The organism is Microtetraspora malaysiensis (assembly GCF_050947145.1).
Lineage (GTDB): Bacteria > Actinomycetota > Actinomycetes > Streptosporangiales > Streptosporangiaceae > Microtetraspora_A > Microtetraspora_A malaysiensis.
The window spans coordinates 935,853-956,145 of sequence record NZ_CP191998.1; the positions used below are offsets into that span (position 1 = coordinate 935,853).

General features: G+C 71.3%; 21 protein-coding genes. 13 read left to right on the top strand and 8 right to left on the bottom strand.

Annotated elements, in window-relative coordinates; genetic code table 11:
* The first annotated feature begins 223 nt into the window (after positions 1-223).
* Positions 224-661, top strand: coding sequence for an NUDIX hydrolase (locus ACQP1V_RS04650; RefSeq protein ID WP_433419102.1), 438 nt, complete (start codon positions 224-226; stop codon positions 659-661).
* 50 nt (positions 662-711) lie between these two features.
* Here ACQP1V_RS04650 and ACQP1V_RS04655 read toward each other — a convergent pair whose 3' ends face one another.
* A complete protein-coding gene (locus tag ACQP1V_RS04655) occupies positions 712-1,083 on the bottom strand; it encodes a winged helix-turn-helix transcriptional regulator (RefSeq protein WP_387412205.1) in 372 nt (123 codons plus the stop codon).
* A gap of 102 nt (positions 1,084-1,185) precedes the next feature.
* Here ACQP1V_RS04655 and ACQP1V_RS04660 point away from each other — a divergent pair, with 102 nt between their 5' ends.
* Complete coding sequence (locus ACQP1V_RS04660; protein WP_433419105.1) at positions 1,186-1,830, top strand: NAD(P)-dependent oxidoreductase; 645 nt, start codon at positions 1,186-1,188, stop codon at positions 1,828-1,830.
* A gap of 79 nt (positions 1,831-1,909) precedes the next feature.
* On the opposite strand, the gene ACQP1V_RS04665 is transcribed toward ACQP1V_RS04660, so the two are convergent.
* On the bottom strand, positions 1,910-3,340 hold the full coding sequence (locus ACQP1V_RS04665; protein ID WP_433419108.1) for an amino acid permease: 1,431 nt from the start codon (positions 3,338-3,340) through the stop codon (positions 1,910-1,912).
* Positions 3,341-3,476: 136 nt separating this feature from the next.
* On the opposite strand from ACQP1V_RS04665, the gene ACQP1V_RS04670 reads away from it, so the two are divergent.
* The 6 genes from ACQP1V_RS04670 to ACQP1V_RS04695 all read left to right on the top strand — a co-directional run bounded on the left by ACQP1V_RS04670 (position 3,477) and on the right by ACQP1V_RS04695 (position 9,251).
* Entirely contained in the window at positions 3,477-4,130 is a 654-nt protein-coding gene (locus ACQP1V_RS04670; protein ID WP_433419111.1) for a response regulator, read from the top strand.
* 177 nt (positions 4,131-4,307) lie between these two features.
* Entirely contained in the window at positions 4,308-5,531 is a 1,224-nt protein-coding gene (locus ACQP1V_RS04675; RefSeq protein ID WP_433419114.1) for a sensor histidine kinase, read from the top strand.
* Between the two features lie 185 nt (positions 5,532-5,716).
* Positions 5,717-6,130: a hypothetical protein gene (locus ACQP1V_RS04680; protein WP_433419117.1), complete on the top strand. Its 414-nt coding sequence runs from the start codon at positions 5,717-5,719 to the stop codon at positions 6,128-6,130.
* Between the two features lie 101 nt (positions 6,131-6,231).
* Positions 6,232-7,167: an ATP-binding cassette domain-containing protein gene (locus tag ACQP1V_RS04685; RefSeq protein ID WP_433419120.1), complete on the top strand. Its 936-nt coding sequence runs from the start codon at positions 6,232-6,234 to the stop codon at positions 7,165-7,167.
* Entirely contained in the window at positions 7,164-8,762 is a 1,599-nt protein-coding gene (locus ACQP1V_RS04690; protein WP_433419122.1) for a hypothetical protein, read from the top strand. The genes ACQP1V_RS04685 and ACQP1V_RS04690 overlap by 4 nt, the downstream gene beginning before the upstream one ends.
* A 111-nt stretch (positions 8,763-8,873) precedes the next feature.
* The gene (locus tag ACQP1V_RS04695; RefSeq protein ID WP_433419125.1) at positions 8,874-9,251 is read left to right on the top strand and encodes a hypothetical protein; all 378 of its coding nucleotides are present in this window, start codon (positions 8,874-8,876) and stop codon (positions 9,249-9,251) included.
* 14 nt (positions 9,252-9,265) lie between these two features.
* Here the strand turns inward: ACQP1V_RS04695 and ACQP1V_RS04700 are convergent, their stop codons facing one another.
* From ACQP1V_RS04700 to ACQP1V_RS04710, 3 genes are all read right to left on the bottom strand, one after another.
* Positions 9,266-9,619 (bottom strand): DUF742 domain-containing protein, encoded by a 354-nt coding sequence (locus tag ACQP1V_RS04700; protein WP_433419128.1) that lies wholly within the window; start codon positions 9,617-9,619, stop codon positions 9,266-9,268.
* On the bottom strand, positions 9,616-11,589 hold the full coding sequence (locus ACQP1V_RS04705; RefSeq protein ID WP_433419131.1) for a sensor histidine kinase: 1,974 nt from the start codon (positions 11,587-11,589) through the stop codon (positions 9,616-9,618). The genes ACQP1V_RS04700 and ACQP1V_RS04705 overlap by 4 nt, the downstream gene beginning before the upstream one ends.
* Positions 11,590-11,747: 158 nt before the next feature.
* Complete coding sequence (locus tag ACQP1V_RS04710; RefSeq protein ID WP_387412188.1) at positions 11,748-12,137, bottom strand: barstar family protein; 390 nt, start codon at positions 12,135-12,137, stop codon at positions 11,748-11,750.
* Positions 12,138-12,222: 85 nt separating this feature from the next.
* Here ACQP1V_RS04710 and ACQP1V_RS04715 point away from each other — a divergent pair, with 85 nt between their 5' ends.
* The 4 genes from ACQP1V_RS04715 to ACQP1V_RS04730 all read left to right on the top strand — a co-directional run bounded on the left by ACQP1V_RS04715 (position 12,223) and on the right by ACQP1V_RS04730 (position 14,766).
* Positions 12,223-13,167, top strand: coding sequence for a DMT family transporter (locus tag ACQP1V_RS04715; protein ID WP_433419134.1), 945 nt, complete (start codon positions 12,223-12,225; stop codon positions 13,165-13,167).
* A complete protein-coding gene (locus tag ACQP1V_RS04720; protein ID WP_387412184.1) occupies positions 13,164-13,778 on the top strand; it encodes a GntR family transcriptional regulator in 615 nt (204 codons plus the stop codon). Before ACQP1V_RS04715 ends, ACQP1V_RS04720 begins: the two co-directional genes overlap by 4 nt.
* A gap of 44 nt (positions 13,779-13,822) precedes the next feature.
* Entirely contained in the window at positions 13,823-14,224 is a 402-nt protein-coding gene (locus ACQP1V_RS04725) for a hypothetical protein (RefSeq protein WP_387412182.1), read from the top strand.
* Positions 14,225-14,421: 197 nt separating this feature from the next.
* Complete coding sequence (locus tag ACQP1V_RS04730) at positions 14,422-14,766, top strand: hypothetical protein (protein ID WP_433419137.1); 345 nt, start codon at positions 14,422-14,424, stop codon at positions 14,764-14,766.
* Between the two features lie 108 nt (positions 14,767-14,874).
* Here the strand turns inward: ACQP1V_RS04730 and ACQP1V_RS04735 are convergent, their stop codons facing one another.
* The 3 genes from ACQP1V_RS04735 to ACQP1V_RS04745 all read right to left on the bottom strand — a co-directional run bounded on the left by ACQP1V_RS04735 (position 14,875) and on the right by ACQP1V_RS04745 (position 19,773).
* Positions 14,875-15,933, bottom strand: a complete 1,059-nt coding sequence (locus ACQP1V_RS04735) for a 2-oxoacid:ferredoxin oxidoreductase subunit beta (RefSeq protein WP_433419140.1) — start codon at positions 15,931-15,933, stop codon at positions 14,875-14,877.
* The gene (locus ACQP1V_RS04740) at positions 15,926-17,773 is read right to left on the bottom strand and encodes a 2-oxoacid:acceptor oxidoreductase subunit alpha (RefSeq protein ID WP_433419143.1); all 1,848 of its coding nucleotides are present in this window, start codon (positions 17,771-17,773) and stop codon (positions 15,926-15,928) included. Before ACQP1V_RS04740 ends, ACQP1V_RS04735 begins: the two co-directional genes overlap by 8 nt.
* A 491-nt stretch (positions 17,774-18,264) precedes the next feature.
* Positions 18,265-19,773 (bottom strand): polysaccharide deacetylase family protein, encoded by a 1,509-nt coding sequence (locus ACQP1V_RS04745; protein ID WP_433419146.1) that lies wholly within the window; start codon positions 19,771-19,773, stop codon positions 18,265-18,267.
* A 136-nt stretch (positions 19,774-19,909) separates the two neighbouring features.
* On the opposite strand from ACQP1V_RS04745, the gene ACQP1V_RS04750 reads away from it, so the two are divergent.
* The gene (locus ACQP1V_RS04750) at positions 19,910-20,281 is read left to right on the top strand and encodes an NADH-quinone oxidoreductase subunit A (protein ID WP_433419148.1); all 372 of its coding nucleotides are present in this window, start codon (positions 19,910-19,912) and stop codon (positions 20,279-20,281) included.
* Positions 20,282-20,293 lie beyond the last annotated feature (12 nt).

Sequence of the window (20,293 nt, forward strand, 5' to 3'; positions counted from 1 at the left end):
CATGGCACGCATCGGCTCATCCCTCCTTCCGTCAGCGGGGCCGGTCGTCGCCGGCCGGAGAATCGGGAGTAGTTCTATCCGCTCCCCGTACGCCCGGGCAACCGGATTTCCGTGTGCGTCCTCCGGGGCCTCCGGCGGCGGCTCCACCCATGGCCATGCCGTCCGTACCGGCCGGATCCTGCTGTTCTGTCCCCATCGATGCCGTCTGAGAAGATGGCGGGTCGTGTGGCAGGAAACGGACAGCATCGCGGGGAGCCCGGCGCCGGGCATCGACGTGTCGGCGGCGGCGATCATCGAAGAGGGGCGCCTCCTCATCGTCAGCAAGAAGGCCGCCCCGGAAGTCTTCTACCTGCCCGGCGGCAAGCCGGAGCCGGGAGAAAGCGCGGAGGAGGCGCTGATCCGAGAACTCGACGAGGAGCTCGGCGTCACGCCCACCGAGGTCGCGCCGCTGGCCCAGGTGCGGGACGTGGCCGCGCTTGAGGGCGTGCCCATGCGCCTGACCGTCTTCACGGCCGCGATCGACCGGGCTCCCCGGATCGCCGCCGAACTGGCCGCGCTCGGCTGGACGAGCGGTTCCGACCGGTACGCGCCGCTGCTCGCCCCGGCGATCCGCAACCAGGTCGTCCCGCTGCTCGTCCGATCGGGTCTGCTCGCCGGCTGAGCTGGGGGCCGCCGCCTTGGTGCCAGGGTGCCTGGCCGTCGCGGTCGGCGTCACCGAGGACGGCCGGCGGCGGCCTCGCGGGCGTCGAGCAGCTTCTCCCAGTGCTCCTCGGCCCAGGCGTAGGCGGCGGCGATCGGTTCGAGGAGGCTGCGGCCGAGCGGGGTCAGCTCGTACTCGACCTGCCGCACCGGTCCGGGATGTTCGGTGCGGACCACCATGCCGTCCCTTTCGAGGGCGCGGAGCGACCGCGTGAGCACTTTCGCGGAGATGCCGCGCAGCGGGACCCGCAGCTCGGAGAAGCGCCGCGGCCCGTGTTCGAGGCACCGGACGATCATGCCGTACCACTTGTCGCCGAAGCGGATCGGTGTGAGGTCGGAGGGGCAGACCGGGTCGAACATGTCCGGATCGAGGGGCTCTCGCACGGCCCCACGCTAACCGGTATCCCGGTGGTAACCACGTCACCGGATAGCGTCCGCGCAGCGGCTGGAGATCAGATCCGGCCTTCCAAGGACGAGGTAATTCGGATGAGCAAAATCATCATTTTCGGTGCAGGCGGAAGGGCCGGCCGGGCGACGGTCCACGAGGCCCGCCGACGCGGTCACGAGGTCACCGCCGTCGTCCGCGACCCGGCCAAGTACCGCGACCAGGCGGACGGGCTGTGGGACGGCGTGACACTCGTCGCGGGCGACGTCACCGACGCGGACGGCGTCGCACGGCTCGCCGCGGGACACGACGCCGTCGTCAACGCCGCCGCCGACCTGGCCGCGCCGCCGGCCGTCCACTTCCCCGCCGCGACGCGCGCCCTGCTCGACGGCCTGGCCCGGGCGGGCGTGGCGCGGCTGCTGTCGGTCGGCCTCGCCTCCGTCCTGGAGAACTCCTCCGGCGTGCGGTTGATGGACACGCCCGGATATCCGCAGGAGTACCGCGACTTCTGCCTGGGGCACGGCGCGGGAACGGACGCTCTGCGCTCCGCGGACACGCCCGTGGACTGGCTGGTGATCAGCCCGTCCGGTGACTTCGACCACGGCGACGGGCGCACCGGGCGCTACCGCATCGCGCCGGCGGACATGGACAGCCGCATCTCCTACGCCGACTTCGCGATCTCGCTGCTCGACGAGATCGACACCCCGACGCACAGCCGTACGCACCTGGGTGTCGAGCAGGGCTGACGGTGGCGGGCGGGTTGGGAGACGCGCCGCCCCGTCCGGAAGCTCCGGTTCTCGCGAAGCCCGCTTCGCCGGGCGGAGGTCAGGGCCGGCCGGCCTCGGCAGGGCCGGCCAGGGCCGAATGCCGGTACGAATAGCCGAAATAGATGACCAGCCCGATCAGGAACCAGACCACGAACCGGGCCCACGTCTCCCAGCGCAGATACGTGATCAACCAGAGGGAGAAGAGGGCGCCGAGCGCCGGCACCACGGGCATCCCCGGACAGCGGAAGGTGCGCGGCAGGTCGGGCCGCCGGTAGCGCAGGACGATCACCGCGACGCACACGACCACGAAGGCCAGCAGGATCCCGATGTTGGTGAGCTCGGCGGCCTCACCGATCGGCACGAGCCCCGCGATGACGGCGGAGCCGGCGCCGACCAGCCAGGTCACCCGGGTGGGCACGTGCCGGGTCGGGTGCGTCCTGGCGAACCAGCGGGGCAGCAGGCCGTCCCGGCTCATCGCGAACCACACCCGGGTGACGCCGAGCATGAACGTGAACATCACGGTCAGAATGCCGATGATCGCCCCGGCAGCGATGACGTCGGCGAGCCGGCGCAGGCCCGCCGACAGGAACGCCGAGGAGAAGCCGCTTCTCGGATCGATTTGCGTGTAATGCTGCATCCCGGTCAGCACCAGGCAGGCCAGGACGTACAGCACCATCGCGATGGCGAGCGAGTAGATGATCGCTCGGGGCATGTGCCGCGCGGCGTCCTTGGACTCCTCCGCGGCCGTGCTCATCGCGTCGTAGCCGAAGACGGCGAAGAAGACCGTCGCCGCGCCCGTCACCGCCCCGCCCACGCCGTACGGGAAGAACGGCGTGTAATTGGCGGCGTCCACGTGGAAGAAGCCGACGATGATGACGAGCAGCACGACCGCGACCTTCACCACCACGACGACGGTCTCGAACCGCGCCGCGTTCTTGATCCCGAGGGTCAGCAGGTAGGCGATCAGCAGGCAGAGGACGGCGGCGAACAGGTCCACCCGGTGCCCCTCGCCCGTCCCCGGGGCGCCCAGCATCCACGCGGGCAGGTGCAGGCCCACGTCGCCGAGCAGAAACGACAGGTAGCCCGAGATCCCGATCGCCACGACCGAGACGATCGCCGTGTACTCCAGCAGCAGGTCCCAGCCGATGAACCAGCCCGGAAGCTCGCCGAGGGCGACATATCCGTATGTGTAGGCCGACCCGGCCTTCGGCACCAGCCCGGCGAACTCGGCGTAGGAGAAGGCGGCGGCCGCGCTCGCGATCCCGGCGATCAGGAAGGACACCACGACGGCGGGCCCGGCCGTCCTGTTCGCGACGGTGCCCGCGAGCGTGAAGATGCCCGCGCCGATGATGCCGCCCACGCCGATCGCGGTGAGCTGCCACAGGCCGAGCACCTTGGTGAGCTGGACCGACTCCTCACCCGGCGTCTCGTCGACGAGTTCGATCGGCTTGCGGCGCAGCACGCCCGTTCCGGGCCGGAGCCTTCCCATAGCGCATCCCCCGAGCGATGATCACAGACCCGTCCGATGCTCCCACCTGCGGTCGCGGCGGTGCCGGACGTTCCCCCGCGTGTCCCCGTGCGGCTCGGCCGCCGCGCGCGGTGCCGGGACCGGCCAGAATGAGCGGATGGCCATACGAGTCTTGATCGCCGACGACCAGGAGATGGTACGGCGCGGCCTGCGCCGCATCCTGGAGAGCCAGCCGGACATCGAGGTCGTCTGCGAGGCCGCCGACGGCGTGACCGCGGTGGAGATGGCCCGGCGGTTCCAGCCGGACGTGGCGCTGGTCGACATCCGGATGCCGCGGATGGACGGGCTGGAGGTGACCCGCCTGCTCGCCGGTCCCGACGTCGCGTCGCCGGTCAAGGTGGTGGTGGTGACGACGTTCGACCTGGACGAGTACGTCTACCCGGCGCTGCGGCACGGCGCGTCCGGCTTCCTGCTCAAGCGGTCGGGGCCGACGCTTCTCATTGAGGCGGTCCGGGCGGCGGTGGCCGGGGACAGCCTGATCAGCCCCTCCGTCACCGTGCGGTTGCTGAAGCACGTCACCGACTCAGGCCCCCGGCGCGCGCCGCTGCCCGAGCCGCTGACCGAGCGCGAGATCGAGATCGCCGGCCAGGTGGCCGAGGGCAAGACCAACGCCGACATCGCCGCCGAGCTGTTCATCTCGCCCGGCACGGTCAAGACCCACGTCGCGAGCATCCAGCGCAAGCTCGGCGTGCGGAACCGGGTCGGCATCGCCGTACGGGCCTGGGAGATGGGGTACGCCCGCCCTCTGTGACCTCCGTTCGTCGCGCGAACCGGGGGAGCGGCGAGGCTGCGTACGCTCGTGGCCATGGTGCGAAGGGGGCCGGTGCGAAAGAGGCCGGCGCGAAACGGGCTGGGGCGAAAGGGGCAGAGCACGGAGCCGCTCCCGCCAGGCGGTGCGGGACGTGCGAGAAAGATCTGGTTCCGCGACGTGTTGTGCGCCGTGGTCGTCGCGATGGTGCCGATCCCGGCCGTTTTCGCTCCTCCGAGTGGGCTCGTCGTCGCGTTCTCGGCCACCTTGGCCGCGGCGGTCGCGCTGACGCGCTGGCCGTACCGGCGGGTCAGCCTCGCCACGGCGGCGAGCGTCGTCGCGGGGGTCTCCTTCGCCGTCGCCTTCTTCTATCAGGGACGGCATCAGCTCGTCGGGGTGTGGCTGCCGGTCGAGATGGGCGGGGTGCTGGTCCTCCTCGGACGGGTGATCCGGCGGCTGCCGGGCGCGCAGGCCGCGGTGATCGGGACGTCGCTGGCCGTCGCGGCCGCGGTGGAGCTGCCCCTGCGGCTCACGCTCCGGATGCCCCACCCCTCGCTGGAGACGTCGGCCATCGCCTGCTTTCTGGCGTTCTTTCCCATGGCCTGCGTGGCCGGCGTCGCGCTGTACCTCAGGATCCAGGACGACCGGAGGGTACGCGCGGTGGCGCGGGCGAAGCGCGCCCAGCGGCTCGAAGTGGCCCGTGACCTGCATGACTTCGTCGCGCACGAGGTCACCGGCATCGTGCTGGAGGCCCAGGCCGCGCAGTTCGGCGACCTCGACCCGGAGCAGGCGCGGGACTTCGCCCTCCGCGTCGAGGAGGCCGGGCTGCGGGCGCTCGCGTCGATGGACCACATGGTCGGCGCGCTGCGCGATCCGGACGAGCGCGCGGCCGCGGAGCCGCCGCCGACCCGCCTGTACGGCCTGGCCGACCTGCCGGACCTCGTCGGCCGCTTCTCCGCCACCGGCGGGATCCCCGCCGAGATCCACATGCCCGAGGGCACGGACGGCGTCCCTGCTGATCCGCTGCCGCGCGAGATCGAGAGCACCGCGTACGCCGTCGTCCTTGAGGCGCTGACCAACGTCCGGCGGCACGCGTCCTCGGCGGGCCGGGTGGTGGTCGAGGTCGCCCGCGCCGCCGGTCCCGCTCTGGAGGTGTCCGTCGTGGACGACGGCGGCCGGGGCCGTGGTACCGGCCGGAGGAGACCTGACGGCGGCGAGGTCCGGCCGTCCGGGCTGTCGGGGAGCGAGCGGCGGGGCGGGGGCACCGGGCTGATCGGCCTGGCCGAGCGGGTCGAGGCGCTCGGGGGCGTCCTGCGTACCGGCCGCCACGAGCAAGGGTGGAAGGTCACGGCGCTTCTGCCGGTCCCGGAGGGCGCGCTGGACGGGGCCGCGGCGCGGCCCTGAGCCGTCATCCGCGCCCTGGGCGCGGCCCGCGACAACCGCGGTCGCGCCCCTCCGGACGGCCGCCGTCGTCCCCGGGACCGTGGGCGAGGAAGAGGTCGGCCGATATCTGCCGAACGGCAGATGCCGCGGCCGCCTGAGAAGGCCGATCCTGCTCCGGACGCCCATTTGATCCGGAGGACCCGATGATGACGCGGAAGACGGCGATGTCCGTTCTGATGCTTTTCGCGGCCGCGGCGGCCCTCAGCGGCTGCGCGGACGCGTCGAACGCCACGCCCCGGTCCACGACCTTCCCGTTCAGCGGCACGACGCTGGACGTGCGGGCGCACGAGAACGCGACGGACCTGGTCGCGGCGGACCGGGACGACGTCAAGGTCACCATGTGGTTCGACGTGAAGGGAACCAACCCGAAGTCGAGCTGGTCCCTCGACGGGAACAAGCTCAACCTGCAGGCGGGGTGCAACGGGTGGGCGAACTGCGCGGCCCGGTTCCGGGTGGAGGTGCCGCGCCACGTCAAGGTCCTGCGCGACGGGCGCAAGACGAAGCTCGTCGGGAGCGCCACGCCGTCCCCGGACACGGACGGCACGCCCGCGGCGGGCTGAGCGCACCGAGACCACCATTCCACGAACGATCTGCGGAAGGCATGGAAGCGCGTCTCCCCCCAGGCAGAGACCGACGCCGTGGGGCCGCGCGCCAGAAAACGATGAACAGAACACCACTTCAGGGGACGCCGACGCTCGAACTGGAGCACGTCACCAAGGTCTACAAGGGCGGGAAACGGGCCGTGGACGCGGTGTCGCTGCGTCTCGGCGCGGGACTGCTCGGCCTCCTCGGCCCGAACGGAGCCGGGAAGTCGTCGCTGATGCGCATCGCGGCGACGGTCACCCGCCCGACCAGCGGAAAGATCCTCTTCGACGGGACCGACGTGGTGTCCCGGCCGAACGCGCTTCGTGCGGTTCTGGGCTACCTGCCGCAGGACTTCGGCGTCTATCCCCATCTGTCCGCCCGGGAGTTCCTCTCCTACCTCGCCGCCGTGAAGGGGCTGTCGGCCCGCTCGGCGCGCCGCCGCATCGAGGAGCTGCTCGAACTCGTCAATCTCACCGAGGCGGGGCGCAGACCGCTGGGCAAGTACTCCGGCGGCATGCTGCGCCGGGTCGGCATCGCGCAGGCCCTGCTGGCCGACCCGAAGGTGCTGATCGTGGACGAGCCGACGGCCGGGCTGGACCCCGAGGAGCGGGTGCGGTTCCGCACCATGCTGAGCGATCTGGCGGAGGACCGGGTGGTGCTGCTGTCCACACACATCGTGTCCGACATCGAGTCGGTGGCGTCCGACATCGCGATCGTGGCCCGGGGACGGCTTCTGCGGCGCGGCGCCCCGGAGGAGCTCCTCCGCGAGGTGGACGGCCAGGTCTGGGAGACGGTCGCCGGACCGGCCGAGGCCGCCGCCCTGCGGGAGCGCCACGTGATCAGCCGGACGCTCCGGACCGCGGACGGCGTCCGCCTCCGGCTCCTGTCCGCCGCGCCGCCGGGCGGCGACGCCGTACGGGTGACGCCCGACCTGGAGGACGTGTATCTGGCCGTCATCAACGGGTCCGCCGGGCGGTCCCTGCGGCAGGCCGGCGCCGGAGCGGGCCGATGATCGCGCGGACCCTGATCGCGCTGGCCGTCGCCGACTTCCGCGAGCGGGTACGGCGTCCCGCGTACGCGGTGACCCTGCTCGCGGCGGTCGGCCTGGCGTGCCTGGCCGTCCCGAGCGCCGCGTCCCGGTGGGTGATCCTCGACGTCGGGGGTTACCGCGGCGTCTACACCAGCGCCTGGGTCGGGACGGCCACCGCCCTCGCCGGAGCCCTGTGGCTCACGACCGGCGGGTTCTACGTGGTACGCGACGCGATCGGCCGGGACGAGCGCACCGGTGTGGGCCCGCTCCTCGCCGCCACGTCGCTGCGCACGCCGACGTACCTGCTGGGGAAGTTCCTCAGCAACTTCCTGGTGCTCGCCTCGATGGTGGTCGTCCTCGCGGTGACGGCCCCGCTCATGCAGCTCGCGCGGGGCGAGTCCTTCGCCGTCGACCCGGTGGCGCTGCTGCTGCCGTTCGCGGTGATGACGCTGCCTCCGCTGGCGCTGACGGCGGCGGCCGCGATGCTGTTCGAGACCGTGCCGCTGCTGCGGAGCGGTGTGGGGAACGTCGTCTGGTTCGGCGTCTCCATGGCGTTCTTGCTGGCCGGGCAGGGGCGCAACGCCCCTCTCGGCGGCTTCGGGGTGCGGCAGGCGGCCGAGTCCATGCGCGTCGCCATGGCCGAGCAGGGGATCGGCGTGCGCGCCCGGGAGTTCAGCCTCGGTCTGACCGAGGTGAAGGAGCCGCTGCGCACCTTCCGCTGGGACGGGTTCGCCCTGGACGGCGCCTTCCTGGGCGGCCGGCTGCTCTTCTTCGTGCTGGCGCTCGCCGTCGCGCTGCTGCCCGTCCTGTGGTTCGGCAGGTTCGACCCGGCGCGCCGGCTGCTCGGTGCCTCGGCCGCGGCCGAGGGCGCGCAGGCGGCGGGGAGCGCGCAGGAAGCAGCGGGGCGGCCGATCGCCGAGCCGCAGGCGCCCGCCGTGTTCGGCGCCGTCCCGGCGAGCATCGCGCGCCTGGGCCGGGTGTTCCCGTTCTGGCGGCTCCTCGCGGGCGAGCTGCGCATCCTCGCCCAGGGGATCTCGCGCTGGTGGTGGCTCGCCGCGGCGGGGGTGACGGTGGCCGGGTTCGTCGCGCCGGAGCCGACGATGCTGCTCCCGCTCGCCTGGGTCTGGCCGGTCCTGATCTGGTCCCGGCTCGGCACCCAGCGGGTCGAGCACGGTCTGGACGGGCTCCTCGGCGCCTACCCCACGCCGTCGAAGGGGCTGCTCGCGGAGTGGGCGGCCGGGGTCGTGCTCACGGCCGTGACCGGGGTCGCGCCGCTGGTCCGGATGGCGGTCGCCGCCGACTGGCCCGGCGCCGGGGCCTGGGCGGGCGGGACGCTCCTGGTCCCGTCGCTGGCCCTGGCGCTCGGCGTGGCGTGCCGTACGCACCGGGTGTTCCAGGTTGTCTACCTGGGCGTGTGGTACCTGGCCGTCAACGGGGTGGCGGCGGTGGACTACATGGGCGTGGTCCGTTCCGCCGGCCTGCCGGCCGGTCCGTCGCCGCTCGCGGTCGCCGCCGTCGCCCTGGTGTTGGTCGGCGCCGCCCTCGCGGTCCGTACGGCACGGCACGCGACGCGCTGAGCGGCATCATGGGCCTCTGGTTTCACCTGACATGGCCGGGGCACATCTGGCATCCCACCTGGTCGCACCGTATGGGAGGAATGTAACGTTATGTAGCACTGGGGGGACGCTATGCATAAGATCATCTGCGTTGCGGCGCTCGCCGCGACGGTGTTCGGGACGACCGGGGCCGGGTACGCGATGGACTGCGTGACCGGAGGCAAGCGACAGGTCAGCCGGGCTCAATACCGGATCCTCATCAGGCAGTGCAGGTACGCCGACACGAAGACCGCCCGGCGGGAGTGCCGCGCCAAGGTCCAGCGGACCTACACCATCGGGGCGGCCAACCCCAACCTCGACTGCCGGACGTACTCCAGCGTCACCGTGTGCGGCAAGCTGAAGCTCAGCCCCCGCCAGAAGGCGTGCGTACGGGAGTCGGTGCGGAGCGGTCTCACTTTCCGGCGGTCGGAGGTGGAGTGCTACGCCTTCTACGGGAAGGGCCGGAACTGACTCACTCCCTGGGGTCAGAGCGCCTGGAGCCCCTGGATCACCTCAAGCAGGATGCGCTCCTCCGGCAGCCGGCTCGCCGTGGCCGGCGCGTGCGCGGTGATCATGCCGCGGTCCCGCAGGTCCCCGAGCAGGATCCGCAGGACGTTGACCGAGAGTCCGGTCTCGGACGCCAGGTCCACCAGCGTGGTCGCGGAGCGGCAGACGTCGAGGATGCGCAGGTGCTCGGGCGACAGCCCGCCCGCCCGCCCGGACTCGGGCAGCGTCGACCTGATGATCGTCATCAGGTCGAACTCCGGGCCGGTGGGCCGGGTCCGGCCGCGCGTGATGGTGTAGGGCCGTAGCAGCGGGCCGTACTCCTGCTCCGTCACGACTCCTCCTGCGAGCGCTCCAAGCCGGTCCTGCCCTCGTCCGCGGCCGCCCCGGCGCCGACGGCGTACTCGGGCGTGGCGTCGTCGGCCATCAGGTTCGCGGGGATGAGCACGATCGCGGACGTCCCTCCGTACACCGAGGCGCGCAGGGAGACCCGCACGCCGTGCCGCCGCGCGAGCAGGCCGACGACGAACAGGCCCAGCCGCTCGCTGTCGGCGAGGTCGAACTCGGGCGGTTCGGCCAGCCTGGCGTTGATCTGCACCATCTCCTCGGCGCCGATGCCGAGGCCGCGGTCCTCGATCTCCAGGGTGAACCCCCTGGCCGCCACCTCGCCGTGGACGATCACCTGGGTGTGCGGCGGCGAGAAGATCGTCGCGTTCTCCACCAGCTCGGCCACCAGGTGGATCATGTCGGTCACGGCCGGGCCGGCCAGCGCCGGACCGTGCGGCACCCCGATCTCGACCCGGAGATAGTCCTCCACCTGCTCGGTCGCGGCGCGTACGACGTCGTACAGGGAGACCGGGGTGCGCCACCCGCGCCCGGGAGCGGCGCCGGACAGGATGATCAGGCCCTCGGCGTGGCGGCGCATGCGCGTCGTCAGGTGGTCGACGCCGAACAGCTTGTCCAGCACGTCCGGATCGGTGACCTGCCGCTCCAACCGGTCCAGCATGGCGAGCTGCCGGTGCAGCAGCGACTGGTTGCGGCGGGCCAGGTTGCGGAAGACCTTGCTGACGCCGTCGCGCATCCGCGCCTGGTCCACCGCGGCCTCGATCGCGGTGCGCTGCACGGAGGTGAACGCGTTGGCGACGTGGTCCACCTCCGCCGTGGTTCCCGAGATCGTGACCGGCGGCGTCTCGGCGGCCACGTCCACGTCCTCGCCGCGCCGCAGGCGGCCGACGACGGCGGGCAGCCGCCGGTCGGCCAGCTCGATCGCGGCCTGCTCCAGCCCGACCATCTCGGCGGTCAGCCGCCGTCCGAACCTGATCGAGTAGAGGACGCTGAACGCCACGATGAGCAGGCCCACGCCCGCGGCGATCCCCATGCGCCAGAGCGCCTTCTCGGCGAGCGGGACCGTCCGGTCCGTGATCGTCTGGCTCGCCTCGCCGATCAGCTCGCCGAGGGTGACGGTCATGGCCTCGCTCGCGGTACGCCAGGTGAGCGTGCCGGGGCCCAGGGCCCGGCCGGGCGTGACGCTGTCGGTGACCTCGGTCTCCATCGCGCTGAACGCCCGGTAGGTGGCCGACGCGTTCAGCGTCAGGAACGGCGCGGCCAGCTCGGCGTCGAGCTGGCCGACGCCCAGCTCGTAGAGGAGCTTGCGCTTGCCGGTCATCTTCCCGAACGCGTCGTACTCGGCCTTGGTCATGTGGGAGGCCGCGAGCGTCCCGGCGAGCACGGCGGACTGCTGGCTCATCACCTCGCGGGCGCGGCTGATCAGGATGACCGCCTTGACCTGCTGGATGATGTCGAGGTCGTCCGCGATCATCAGCCGGTCGTAGACCTGGAAGCCCACCTCGGTGACGGAGTCGTAGTGCTCCACGGCCTCCATCGCCGTCAGCAGGCGCTGGTCCACCTGACTGCGCATCGCGTTCAGGCCGCGGGCGTAGGTGACCAGCTCGCGGAGCCGTCCCCACATCTCGTCCGGGGTGGCGTCCCTGGCCTGCGCGGACGCCTGCTCCAGGTGCGCGACCGCCTCGTCGGTCTTCTGCCGCTGGCTCCGCAGCTCCGGGTAGGCCGTCGTCATCTTGGCGCCGAGGTACTCGGCGGACAGGGTGCGCTCGGCCTGGAGCTCGTCGATGACGTCCTGGGTCGGAACCACCACGTTGTCGTACACGGCGCGGATCTTGAGGAGCTCCGTGCCGTTCTGTACGGTGATCACCGAGCCGTACGCCCAGACCACCACCAGCGCCGTGACGGGGACCACGATGATGGCGAAGATCTTGGCGCGAACGGAACGCCTGCGTCTTGCCATGTGACCTCGCCCACCACGAACCGCTGTGTCAATTGCGGCGAAACATTAGCAATGACAGTGATGTGGATACCAGCGGCGGTATCTAACGAAAGAGCGGCATTCCTGGCCGTGCGTGCCCGTGGTCGCCGGCTGACCTGTGCGGACGCCGGAAGTCGCGGTCAGTTGGCGAGCATCGTCACCGAGAACGTGACCTTGCCCGACGCTCCGTCGCTGACGGCGTCCGACAGGACGCTCCCGAGCGCGTCGTAGGCGGTGGGGTCGGCCCGCCGCAGTGCCGAGGGCTTGGACCAGATGAGCACGTGCTCGCCGGTGGGCAGCCAGGACAGGTCGGTGAGGCAGTCGTAGAGGGCGTCGAAGTTGTGCCCGAAGTCTTCGGGGAAGTCGAGGGCGCGGGCGATCAGCTCCAGGATCGCGGCCGGGCTCTGCGCGCCCGAGCCGTCCAGAACGTGCGGTGTCGCGCCGCGGAGTCTGACTTGCCGGATCGCTGCCGCGACCCCCATCCCCGTCGGCGCCTTGATGAACTGTCCCGCGACCCTTGACTGCGTCATGCCGGCCAGGCTAGCGATCGCCCAGGTCAGGGGCACGGAACCGCGCCGGTGGACAAACTTTGTCTGATTGTCAGACAATCGTGCTATGACTTCGCGCTCGGGCCCGCTGACCGTCGTCGCCGCGGCCGTCCTGTGGGGGACGGCGGGCACCGTGGGAGCGCTCGCCCCCGCCGGATCCATCTCGCTCGCCGCGGCCCGCCTCGTGATCGGCGGTGCCGTGCTGGCCGCCGTCGCGGCGCGCGCCGCGCGTGCCGCCGCCGGGCGGGCGACATCGCGCGCCCCGGGAAAAACCACCCGGCGCGTCCCCGGGGCGCTGCTCGCGGCCGGCGGGCTGGCGGTCGCGGCGTACCAGCTCTGCTTCTTCGCCGCCGTCGCCAGGACCGGGGTCGCGATCGGCACCGTCGTCGCCATCGGCAGCGGCCCGGTGTTCACCGGACTGCTGTCCTGGCTTCTCGACCGGAACCGGCCGAGCCGGCGGTGGGCGGTCGCCACGGCCGCCGCCATCGCGGGCTGTGCCGTACTGGTCACCGGAGGAGGGGCCGGCGGCGCGGACGCGGGCGGCATCGCGCTCGCCCTGCTGGGCGGCCTGCTCTACGCGTTCTACGCCGTCACGGCGGCGCGGGCGATCGGCGCGGGCATGGGGTCCGACACGGTGATGGGCGTGCTCTTCGGGGCCGCCGGCCTGATCATGCTGCCCGTGCTCGCCGGAAGCGGCCCCGGCTGGCTGGCCGAGCCGCGCGGGCTGCTCGCCGCCCTCTACCTGGGCGTCGCTACCACCGCCCTCGCCTACGTCCTGTACGGCAGGGGCCTGCGCACGACCCCCGTCGCGACCGCCGCCACGCTCGCCCTGGCCGAGCCCGCGGTGGCCGCGATCCTCGGCCTGGTCGTGCTGCACGAGCACCTGTCGGCGATCTCCTGGGGAGGGCTCGCGCTGCTGGCCGCGAGCCTGGTCGTCGTGGCGCTGCCCGACCGGAGCGCGCCCCACCCGGCGGCCCCGGAACACGCGACCGGCCTAAGCTCGTCAGCGTGACGTCCCTCCGACCCGTCTCCACGGTGCAGGCTCTGGCGGCGGCGCTCCGTGAGCGCGTGCTCTCCGGCGACATCCACCCCGGCGCGTCCCTGCCCGAGCAGGAGATCTCCGCCCGGTACGGCGTGGCCCGGCCGACCGTGCGCGAGGCCCTCGCCGCGCTCGTCCACGAGGGGCTGCTGCGGCGCGAGCCCAATCGCAGCGCGTACGTGCCCGAGGTCACGCCCGCGGACCTCGCCGACCTCATGTACGTGCGGCGGCCCCTTGAGGACCTGATGGCCGAGGCCGTCGCGGGCCGCCGGGTGGCGGCGGCCGAGGCCGCGCTGGAGCGGTTGGCCGCCCTCCCGGCCGACGCGCCGTGGGCGGCGGTCGTCAGCGAGCACATGGCGCTGCACGAGGCGCTGGTCGTGGCGGCGGGCAGCCCCCGCCTGGAGCGTCTCTACGGCGCGCTCGCCACCGAGACCCGCCTCGGCCTGGTGCGGCTCCGCGACGTCTACCCGGACCGGGAGGAGCTGGTAGCCGAGCACCGCGAGCTGCTGGAGACGATCGCGCGGGGGCCTCGGGAGGCGGCGCGGCGGGCCGTCAGGGAGCATCTCCACTGGCGGAGCGGCTGACCGCGCTCTTGCACGGAGCGGGCGGATGTAGTCACAATCCGCCCATGCACGCCAACGCAGTGCCGGAGTCCTACGTGTACGTCACGGAAGAGGGCGTAACCCGTCACTACGCCGACGGCAGCGTCGAGGCCCTCGCATGGGAGGACGTCGCCGAGGTGCGCGTGGGAGGTCTCGCCGGCCCGCGCGCGGACTTCGGTGACGGGCGGGAGGAGCGGCGGGGGGACGATGAGGACGACGTCCTGATCGTCCTGCTGTCCCGTGACGGTGAGGAGTGCGTCGTCCCCAGATCGGCGACGGACGCGTCCTTTCTGGCTCGGCTGCGCTACCTGCCCGACTTCGACCTCGCTCGGCTCAGCTCGGCGGTCGAGGCGGCGGCCGGCGACTACGTCGTGGTCTGGCGCAGCCCCGTGCCCCCGTCCCCGCTGCCCGATTTCGACTACGACTAGCTTGTTGTCACAGGGTCGCGATCGCGCCGTACGATTTCCGTCGTTTCGATGCCGATCGCCGTGGCGTGAAGGCAATCCGGGGCGGTTCGCCGGACGACGCCCTTTGTCATGATCTTGGATAATCTGTCGGCCGGCACGACCCTCGCCATCCGGGTGGGGGCGACCGAACTGAGATCGTTCCCGGTCGAAGGATCATCATGAGCGACACACAGAGCCGGCGAACCAGCCCGAGCAGAAACCGCCCGGCGAAAGCCGGCATGGTGTTCGCCGGCCTCAGCATCGCGTGCATCGGGAACTTCTTCACTGGCATCGCGTGGCTGAACCCCGGCATCTTCGTCGGCATGGCGATCCTCTTCGCCCTCCTCGCGATCGGCGTCGGGCATGTCGGCCGCTACCGGGGTCGGAGTCTGGACGGGGATGGACGTGGGATGGCGCTGCTGAGCATCGTGCTCGGCTGGCTGATGCTCTTCGTCTGCGTCATCGCGATCGTCACCCTGATGGGGCTCATCGCCGGACTGGCCGTGATCGTGGACAGCGTCTGAGGAGCCGCCGCGACGCCGCCGTCTCACTGTGCCGTCTCACTGTGCCGGCCGCTGCCGACACGCGAAGGCCCGCGTCTCGCGCGAGACGCGGGCCCTCAGGCGCGCGAACTAGTCGATGCGCCAGGTGTCGCCGCCCAGAAGCAGGTCGGCGAGCTGCCCCTTGCCCTTGTCGGCGGTGGCCTGCTCAAGCTGCTCGCTCATCAGCGTGTCGTACGCCGGACGGTCCACCGAGCGGAAGATCCCGATCGGCACATGCTGGAAGGCCGGCTCGTCCAGCCGTGACAGCGCGAACGCCAGGGACGGGTCGGGCCGGTGCGCGTCGTGGACGAGGATCTCGCTCTCGGCCACATCCGACCGGTTGACGACCTCGACGCCGCCGTACGGCGCGAGCCGTACGGCCTTGGCGTTGTCGCCGGTGCCGAAGACGATCGGCTGCCCGTGCTCCAGCCGGATCGTGATCTCGTCCCGGGTCTCCGGCTCCTTCATGGCCTCGAAGGCGCCGTCGTTGAAGATGTTGCAGTTCTGGTAGATCTCGACCAGCGACGTGCCCCGGTGCGCGGCGGCCTCACGCAGCACGCTCTGCAGGTGCTTGCGGTCGGAGTCGATGGTCCGGGCGACGAACCCGGCCTCGGCCCCGATCGCCAGCGAGATCGGGTTGAACGGCTTGTCCAGCGACCCCATCGGCGTCGACTTGGTGATCTTCCCGACCTCGGAGGTGGGAGAGTACTGCCCCTTGGTCAGGCCGTAGATCCTGTTGTTGAACAGCAGGATGTTCAGGTTGACGTTGCGGCGCAGCGCGTGGATCAGGTGGTTGCCGCCGATGGACAGGGCGTCGCCGTCACCGGTGATCACCCACACCGACAGGTCGGGGCGGGACGCCGCCAGCCCGGTCGCGATCGCCGGAGCCCGCCCGTGGATCGAGTGGAACCCGTAGGTGTTCATGTAGTACGGGAACCGGGACGAGCAGCCGATACCGGAGACGAAGACGATGTTCTCCCGGCGCAGGCCCAGCTCGGGCAGGAAGCTCTGGACGGCCGCGAGGATGGCGTAGTCACCGCAACCGGGGCACCAACGGACCTCCTGGTCGGACTTGAAGTCCTTGAGGGTCTGCTTGCCATCGGTCTTGGGCACCAGCGCCAGGCCCTTGCCGTTGAGGCTCTCAGTCACTGTTGATCACGTCCTGGATGACACCGGCCAGTTCCTCGGCCTTGAACGGAAGCCCGCGCACGCGGTTGTAGCTGATCACATCGATGAGGAAGCGCGCCCGAAGGAGCAGCGCGAGCTGACCGAGGTTGATCTCCGGGAGCAGCACCCTGTCGTAGGCGCGCAGCACGTCGCCGGTGTTGGCCGGCAGCGGGTTGAGGTGCCGCAGGTGGGCTTGGGCGACCTTGCCGCCCTCCCGGCGCACCCGCCGCACCGCCGCCGCGATCGGCCCGTACGTCGATCCCCAGCCGAGGACGAGGACCCGGGCGTCGCCGTCGGGGTCGTCCACCTCCAGCGGCGGGACGTCGATGCCGTCGATCTTGGCCTGGCGGAGCCGGACCATGCGGTCGTGGTTGTCCGGGTCGTAGGAGATGTTGCCGCTGCCGTCGGCCTTCTCGATGCCGCCGATGCGGTGCTCCAGCCCGGGGGTGCCGGGGACGGCCCACGGGCGGGCCAGCGTCTCCGTGTCGCGCTTGAACGGCAGGTAGGTCGTGCCGTCCTCGCCGTTGGGCTCGGTGGTGAACTCGACCGAGATGTCCGGCAGCTCGGAGACCTCCGGCACCTGCCACGGCTCGGAGCCGTTGGCCAGGTAGCCGTCCGAGAGCAGCATGACCGGCGTGCGGTACTTCAGCGCGATCCGCGCCGCCTCGATGGCCGCGTCGAAGCAGTCCGACGGCGTCGAGGGGGCCACGACCGGGACCGGCGACTCGCCGTTGCGGCCGAACATCGCCATCAGCAGGTCGGTCTGCTCGGTCTTGGTCGGCATGCCGGTCGAGGGGCCGGCGCGCTGCACGTCCACCACGATCAGCGGCAGCTCGGTCGCCACGGCGAGGCCGACCGTCTCGGCCTTCAGCGCGACGCCGGGACCGGACGTGGTCGTCACGCCGAGCGCGCCGCCGAACGCGGCGCCGAGAGCGGCGCCCACCCCGGCGATCTCGTCCTCGGCCTGGAACGTTCTGATCCCGAACCGCTTGTGCTTGGACAGCTCGTGCAGGATGTCGGAGGCCGGGGTGATCGGGTAGGTGCCGAGGAACAGCGGCAGCCCCGACTGCACCGACGCCGCGATCAGACCGTACGCGAGCGCCTGGTTGCCGGAGATGTTCCGGTAGACGCCGGGGGCCAGCGTGGCGGGCTTGATCTCGTAGGAGACGGAGAACGACTCGGTGGTCTCGCCGTAGTTCCACCCGGCCTGGAAGGCGGCGACGTTGGCCTTCGCGATGTCGGGCTTCTTGGCGAACTTGGCCTCAAGGAACTTGATCGTCGCCTCGGTCGGCCGGTGGTACAGCCAGGAGAGCAGGCCGAGCGCGAACATGTTCTTGGCCCGCTCGGCGTCCTTCTTGGAGATCGAGAAGCCTTCGAGCGCCTTGACGGTCAGCGACGTGAGCGGCAGCGAGTGGACCCGCCACTCCGCGAGCGAGTCGTCCTCAAGCGGGTTGGCGGCGTATCCGACCTTCTGCAGGTTGCGCTTGGTGAACTCGTCGGTGTTCGCGATGATGTCGGCGCCGCGCGGCAGGTCGCCGAGGTTCGCCTTGAGCGCCGCCGGGTTCATCGCCACGAGCACGTTCGGGGCGTCGCCGGGGGTGAGGATGTCGTGGTCGGCGAAGTGGAGCTGGAAGCTCGACACGCCGGGCAGGGTTCCCGCGGGGGCGCGGATCTCCGCCGGGAAGTTGGGGAGCGTCGAGAGGTCGTTGCCGAACTTCGCCGTCTCCGCGGTGAACCGGTCACCGGTCAGCTGCATGCCGTCACCGGAGTCGCCGGCGAACCGGATGATCACGCGATCGAGTTGCTGAACCTGCTTGGTCACAGCTGCTCAGTCCTCCTCGCCGCGCCAGGCTGTCTTAGCTCGTGGCACGTTGTTCTGTCCATGCTAGATCCATCATCTCCAGCGACGGTGCCGCCGGCTTCACCGGCTGGCGAATCGCTTCCCTGTCATGGTGCGTGTCTCGAAGCGGTCAGGGGTCGGTCGCCACCCACCTCCACCGAGGGAAGCGAGAGGACGATCTCTGCGGGGAGCAAAGAAGTCACCTGGCACACGCGTCGATTGTCGCGCGAACCGCTCGTCCCCAAGGTGTGACCTGCGTCGCATCGGACGGCGGGGAGGGGCCCGCCCACGGGGGTGCCCGCCGCTGCGCGTATCGCTCGGAAATTCCATGGCCGTCGGGTCGACGGCGCTGTCACGAACGTGGGTGACGCTTCGTTCGACACAACCCCGCAGCGAGCCGGCACAGATCCACGTGCAAGCGGGCGAAGAGGATGTTGCGAGTCACGAGGTCCAACTATATGTCCCCGGGCCTTTCACGGTACCTGCGGACTCGTCGACCCGACGTAAGGCGCGGCCTGCGAGCTCGGCGACCCGGCGGTGGACCCGGCGGTCGCCGGCACGATCGGAGCGGAATAGGTACGGCCCGGCGTCATCTGGGCGGTGCCGTACAGCTCGGGCACGGTCACGAAGACGAAGCCGCGTCTGCCGAGCTCGTCGAGCACCTGGGGGAGCGCGTCCGCGGTCACCTGGTCGATGTCGCGCATCACGATGACGGAGCCGCGCCGGGCGCCGGCGACGACGCGCTTGGCGACCTCCTTCGGGTCCGCGCCGGCCACGTCGCCCGCGTCCACGTCGCCGCGCACGATCGACAGGCCGAACTCGCGCGCGGCGTCGGCCACCCTGGCGTCCGCCGCTCCGTACGGCGCCATGAGCAGCGACGGGGTCTGGCCGCTCGCCACGCCGATCGCGTGCTGGGAGCGCCGGAGCTGGTCGTACATCATGCTGCCGGACAGCAGGGTGAGGTCGCGGTGGGTCCACGTCTGGTTGGCGACGAGGTCGCCCTGCTCGCGCATCTGGCGCAGCACCCCGGGCGTCGCCGCCGCGTTCGTGCCGACCATGAAGAACGTCGCCCGCGCGCCCCGCGCGGACAGCGTCTTCAGCAGCCGCTCGGTGTGCGGCCCCGGCCCGCCCTGGAACGTCAGGGCCACGCAGTTGGCCACGGCGCAGTTCACCGAGCCGTTCATGGTGCTGACGGCGGTGGGGTTGTCGTCCATGGTCTTGGACAGCGGGCGGGTGACCGTGGCGGCGACCGCCGAGCGGGCCAGGCGTCCGAATGGCGTCAGCAGCCCGTCGGCCTCCTTGCGTGGGATCGCCACGGCCACCCGGCCGACCGTCCCCGGGCTGGCCTCCTGGCCGTCGAACTCCACGACGAGGTCGCCCCTGGCGTTGAAGTTGAGCGAGTCGAAGAGCTCGGGGTCCACCACGACGTTCTGGGCCTGGACCGGCGAGTTGCCGGGCAGGTGCCTGCGCACCGTCGCCGAGAGCTGCTCGACGTCGGCGATCAGGCTGGTGGAATCCACCACCTTCCGGCTTTTCCGGTCGTACCAGAGGGTGCGGTAGGAGTCGACCCAGGTGCGGCCGGTGAACCGGCTCTCCCGCAGCCTGACGGCGACGGCGTCCAGGGCGGCAGCGGTGAGATCCCAGTCCACGTTGTACTCCAGGACCGGCTGCCCCTCCCGGACCTGCGTCTTCTCAGTGAACCGCCGCGCCTTGGCCGCCAGCTCGTCCTTGAGCCGCCGGTTGAGCGCGGGCGCGTCCGCGAGGGTGGGGTAGCTGACGTGGACGTGCGGCTTGGCCGTGCCGCTGGAGATCGTGGCGACGGAGAGCCCCGCGACCTTGGCCGGGTCGGCGAAGACGAGGACCGTCGGCTCCGACTTGACGTCGACGTTCCTGTCCTTGTGGCCGCCGAACACTGGAAGGCCGCAGCTCGCCAGGACCAGGACCAGGAGCATGACGGCGCCGGCGAAACCAAGTGGGGGCATGCCTGGAGGGTATGGGCGGATATGTCGGCTTTACTGGCTCTTTGTGTGATCACCGCGCATCTTTTGGCTGCGAACGGTGACAAAGCGGTGACACGGTTATGATCGTGGCAGTAGCTGTACGGGCTCGGAGGCGAGCATGAACGGATATTTCAGTTCCTATCTCACCGTCGCCGCCCTCCTCGCGATCGGCCTGGCCGTCGTGTCCGGAGCGCTGCTCGTCAACCGGCTGCTGCGCCCCCACCGGCCCACCCCCGAGAAGCTGCTGACGTACGAGTGCGGCGTCGATCCGGTCGGCGAAGGCTGGGCCCAGTCCCAGGTCCGCTACTACGTCTTCACCTACCTGTACGTCGTCTTCGCGGTGGACGCGGTCTTCCTCTTCCCGTGGGCCACGATCTTCGCCGCTCCGGGGTTCGGGGTCGCCACGCTGGTCGAGATGTTCGTCTTCCTGGCTTTCATCGCCCTCGGCATCCTGTACGCCTGGCGCAAGCGTGTGCTGACCTGGACATGATCGTCGCGCTGT

Excerpts from the sequence above, each read along its gene's own strand:
- ACQP1V_RS04660 (WP_433419105.1), top strand. The coding sequence starts at position 1,186 with ATGAGCAAAATCATCATTTTCGGTGCAGGCGGAAGGGCCGGCCGGGCG.
- ACQP1V_RS04665 (WP_433419108.1), bottom strand. The coding sequence starts at position 3,340 with ATGGGAAGGCTCCGGCCCGGAACGGGCGTGCTGCGCCGCAAGCCGATC.
- ACQP1V_RS04670 (WP_433419111.1), top strand. The coding sequence starts at position 3,477 with ATGGCCATACGAGTCTTGATCGCCGACGACCAGGAGATGGTACGGCGC.
- ACQP1V_RS04680 (WP_433419117.1), top strand. The coding sequence starts at position 5,717 with ATGACGCGGAAGACGGCGATGTCCGTTCTGATGCTTTTCGCGGCCGCG.
- ACQP1V_RS04685 (WP_433419120.1), top strand. The coding sequence starts at position 6,232 with ATGAACAGAACACCACTTCAGGGGACGCCGACGCTCGAACTGGAGCAC.
- ACQP1V_RS04690 (WP_433419122.1), top strand. The coding sequence starts at position 7,164 with ATGATCGCGCGGACCCTGATCGCGCTGGCCGTCGCCGACTTCCGCGAG.
- ACQP1V_RS04695 (WP_433419125.1), top strand. The coding sequence starts at position 8,874 with ATGCATAAGATCATCTGCGTTGCGGCGCTCGCCGCGACGGTGTTCGGG.
- ACQP1V_RS04705 (WP_433419131.1), bottom strand. The coding sequence starts at position 11,589 with ATGGCAAGACGCAGGCGTTCCGTTCGCGCCAAGATCTTCGCCATCATC.
- ACQP1V_RS04710 (WP_387412188.1), bottom strand. The coding sequence starts at position 12,137 with ATGACGCAGTCAAGGGTCGCGGGACAGTTCATCAAGGCGCCGACGGGG.
- ACQP1V_RS04715 (WP_433419134.1), top strand. The coding sequence starts at position 12,223 with ATGACTTCGCGCTCGGGCCCGCTGACCGTCGTCGCCGCGGCCGTCCTG.
- ACQP1V_RS04725 (WP_387412182.1), top strand. The coding sequence starts at position 13,823 with ATGCACGCCAACGCAGTGCCGGAGTCCTACGTGTACGTCACGGAAGAG.
- ACQP1V_RS04730 (WP_433419137.1), top strand. The coding sequence starts at position 14,422 with ATGAGCGACACACAGAGCCGGCGAACCAGCCCGAGCAGAAACCGCCCG.
- ACQP1V_RS04745 (WP_433419146.1), bottom strand. The coding sequence starts at position 19,773 with ATGCCCCCACTTGGTTTCGCCGGCGCCGTCATGCTCCTGGTCCTGGTC.
- ACQP1V_RS04750 (WP_433419148.1), top strand. The coding sequence starts at position 19,910 with ATGAACGGATATTTCAGTTCCTATCTCACCGTCGCCGCCCTCCTCGCG.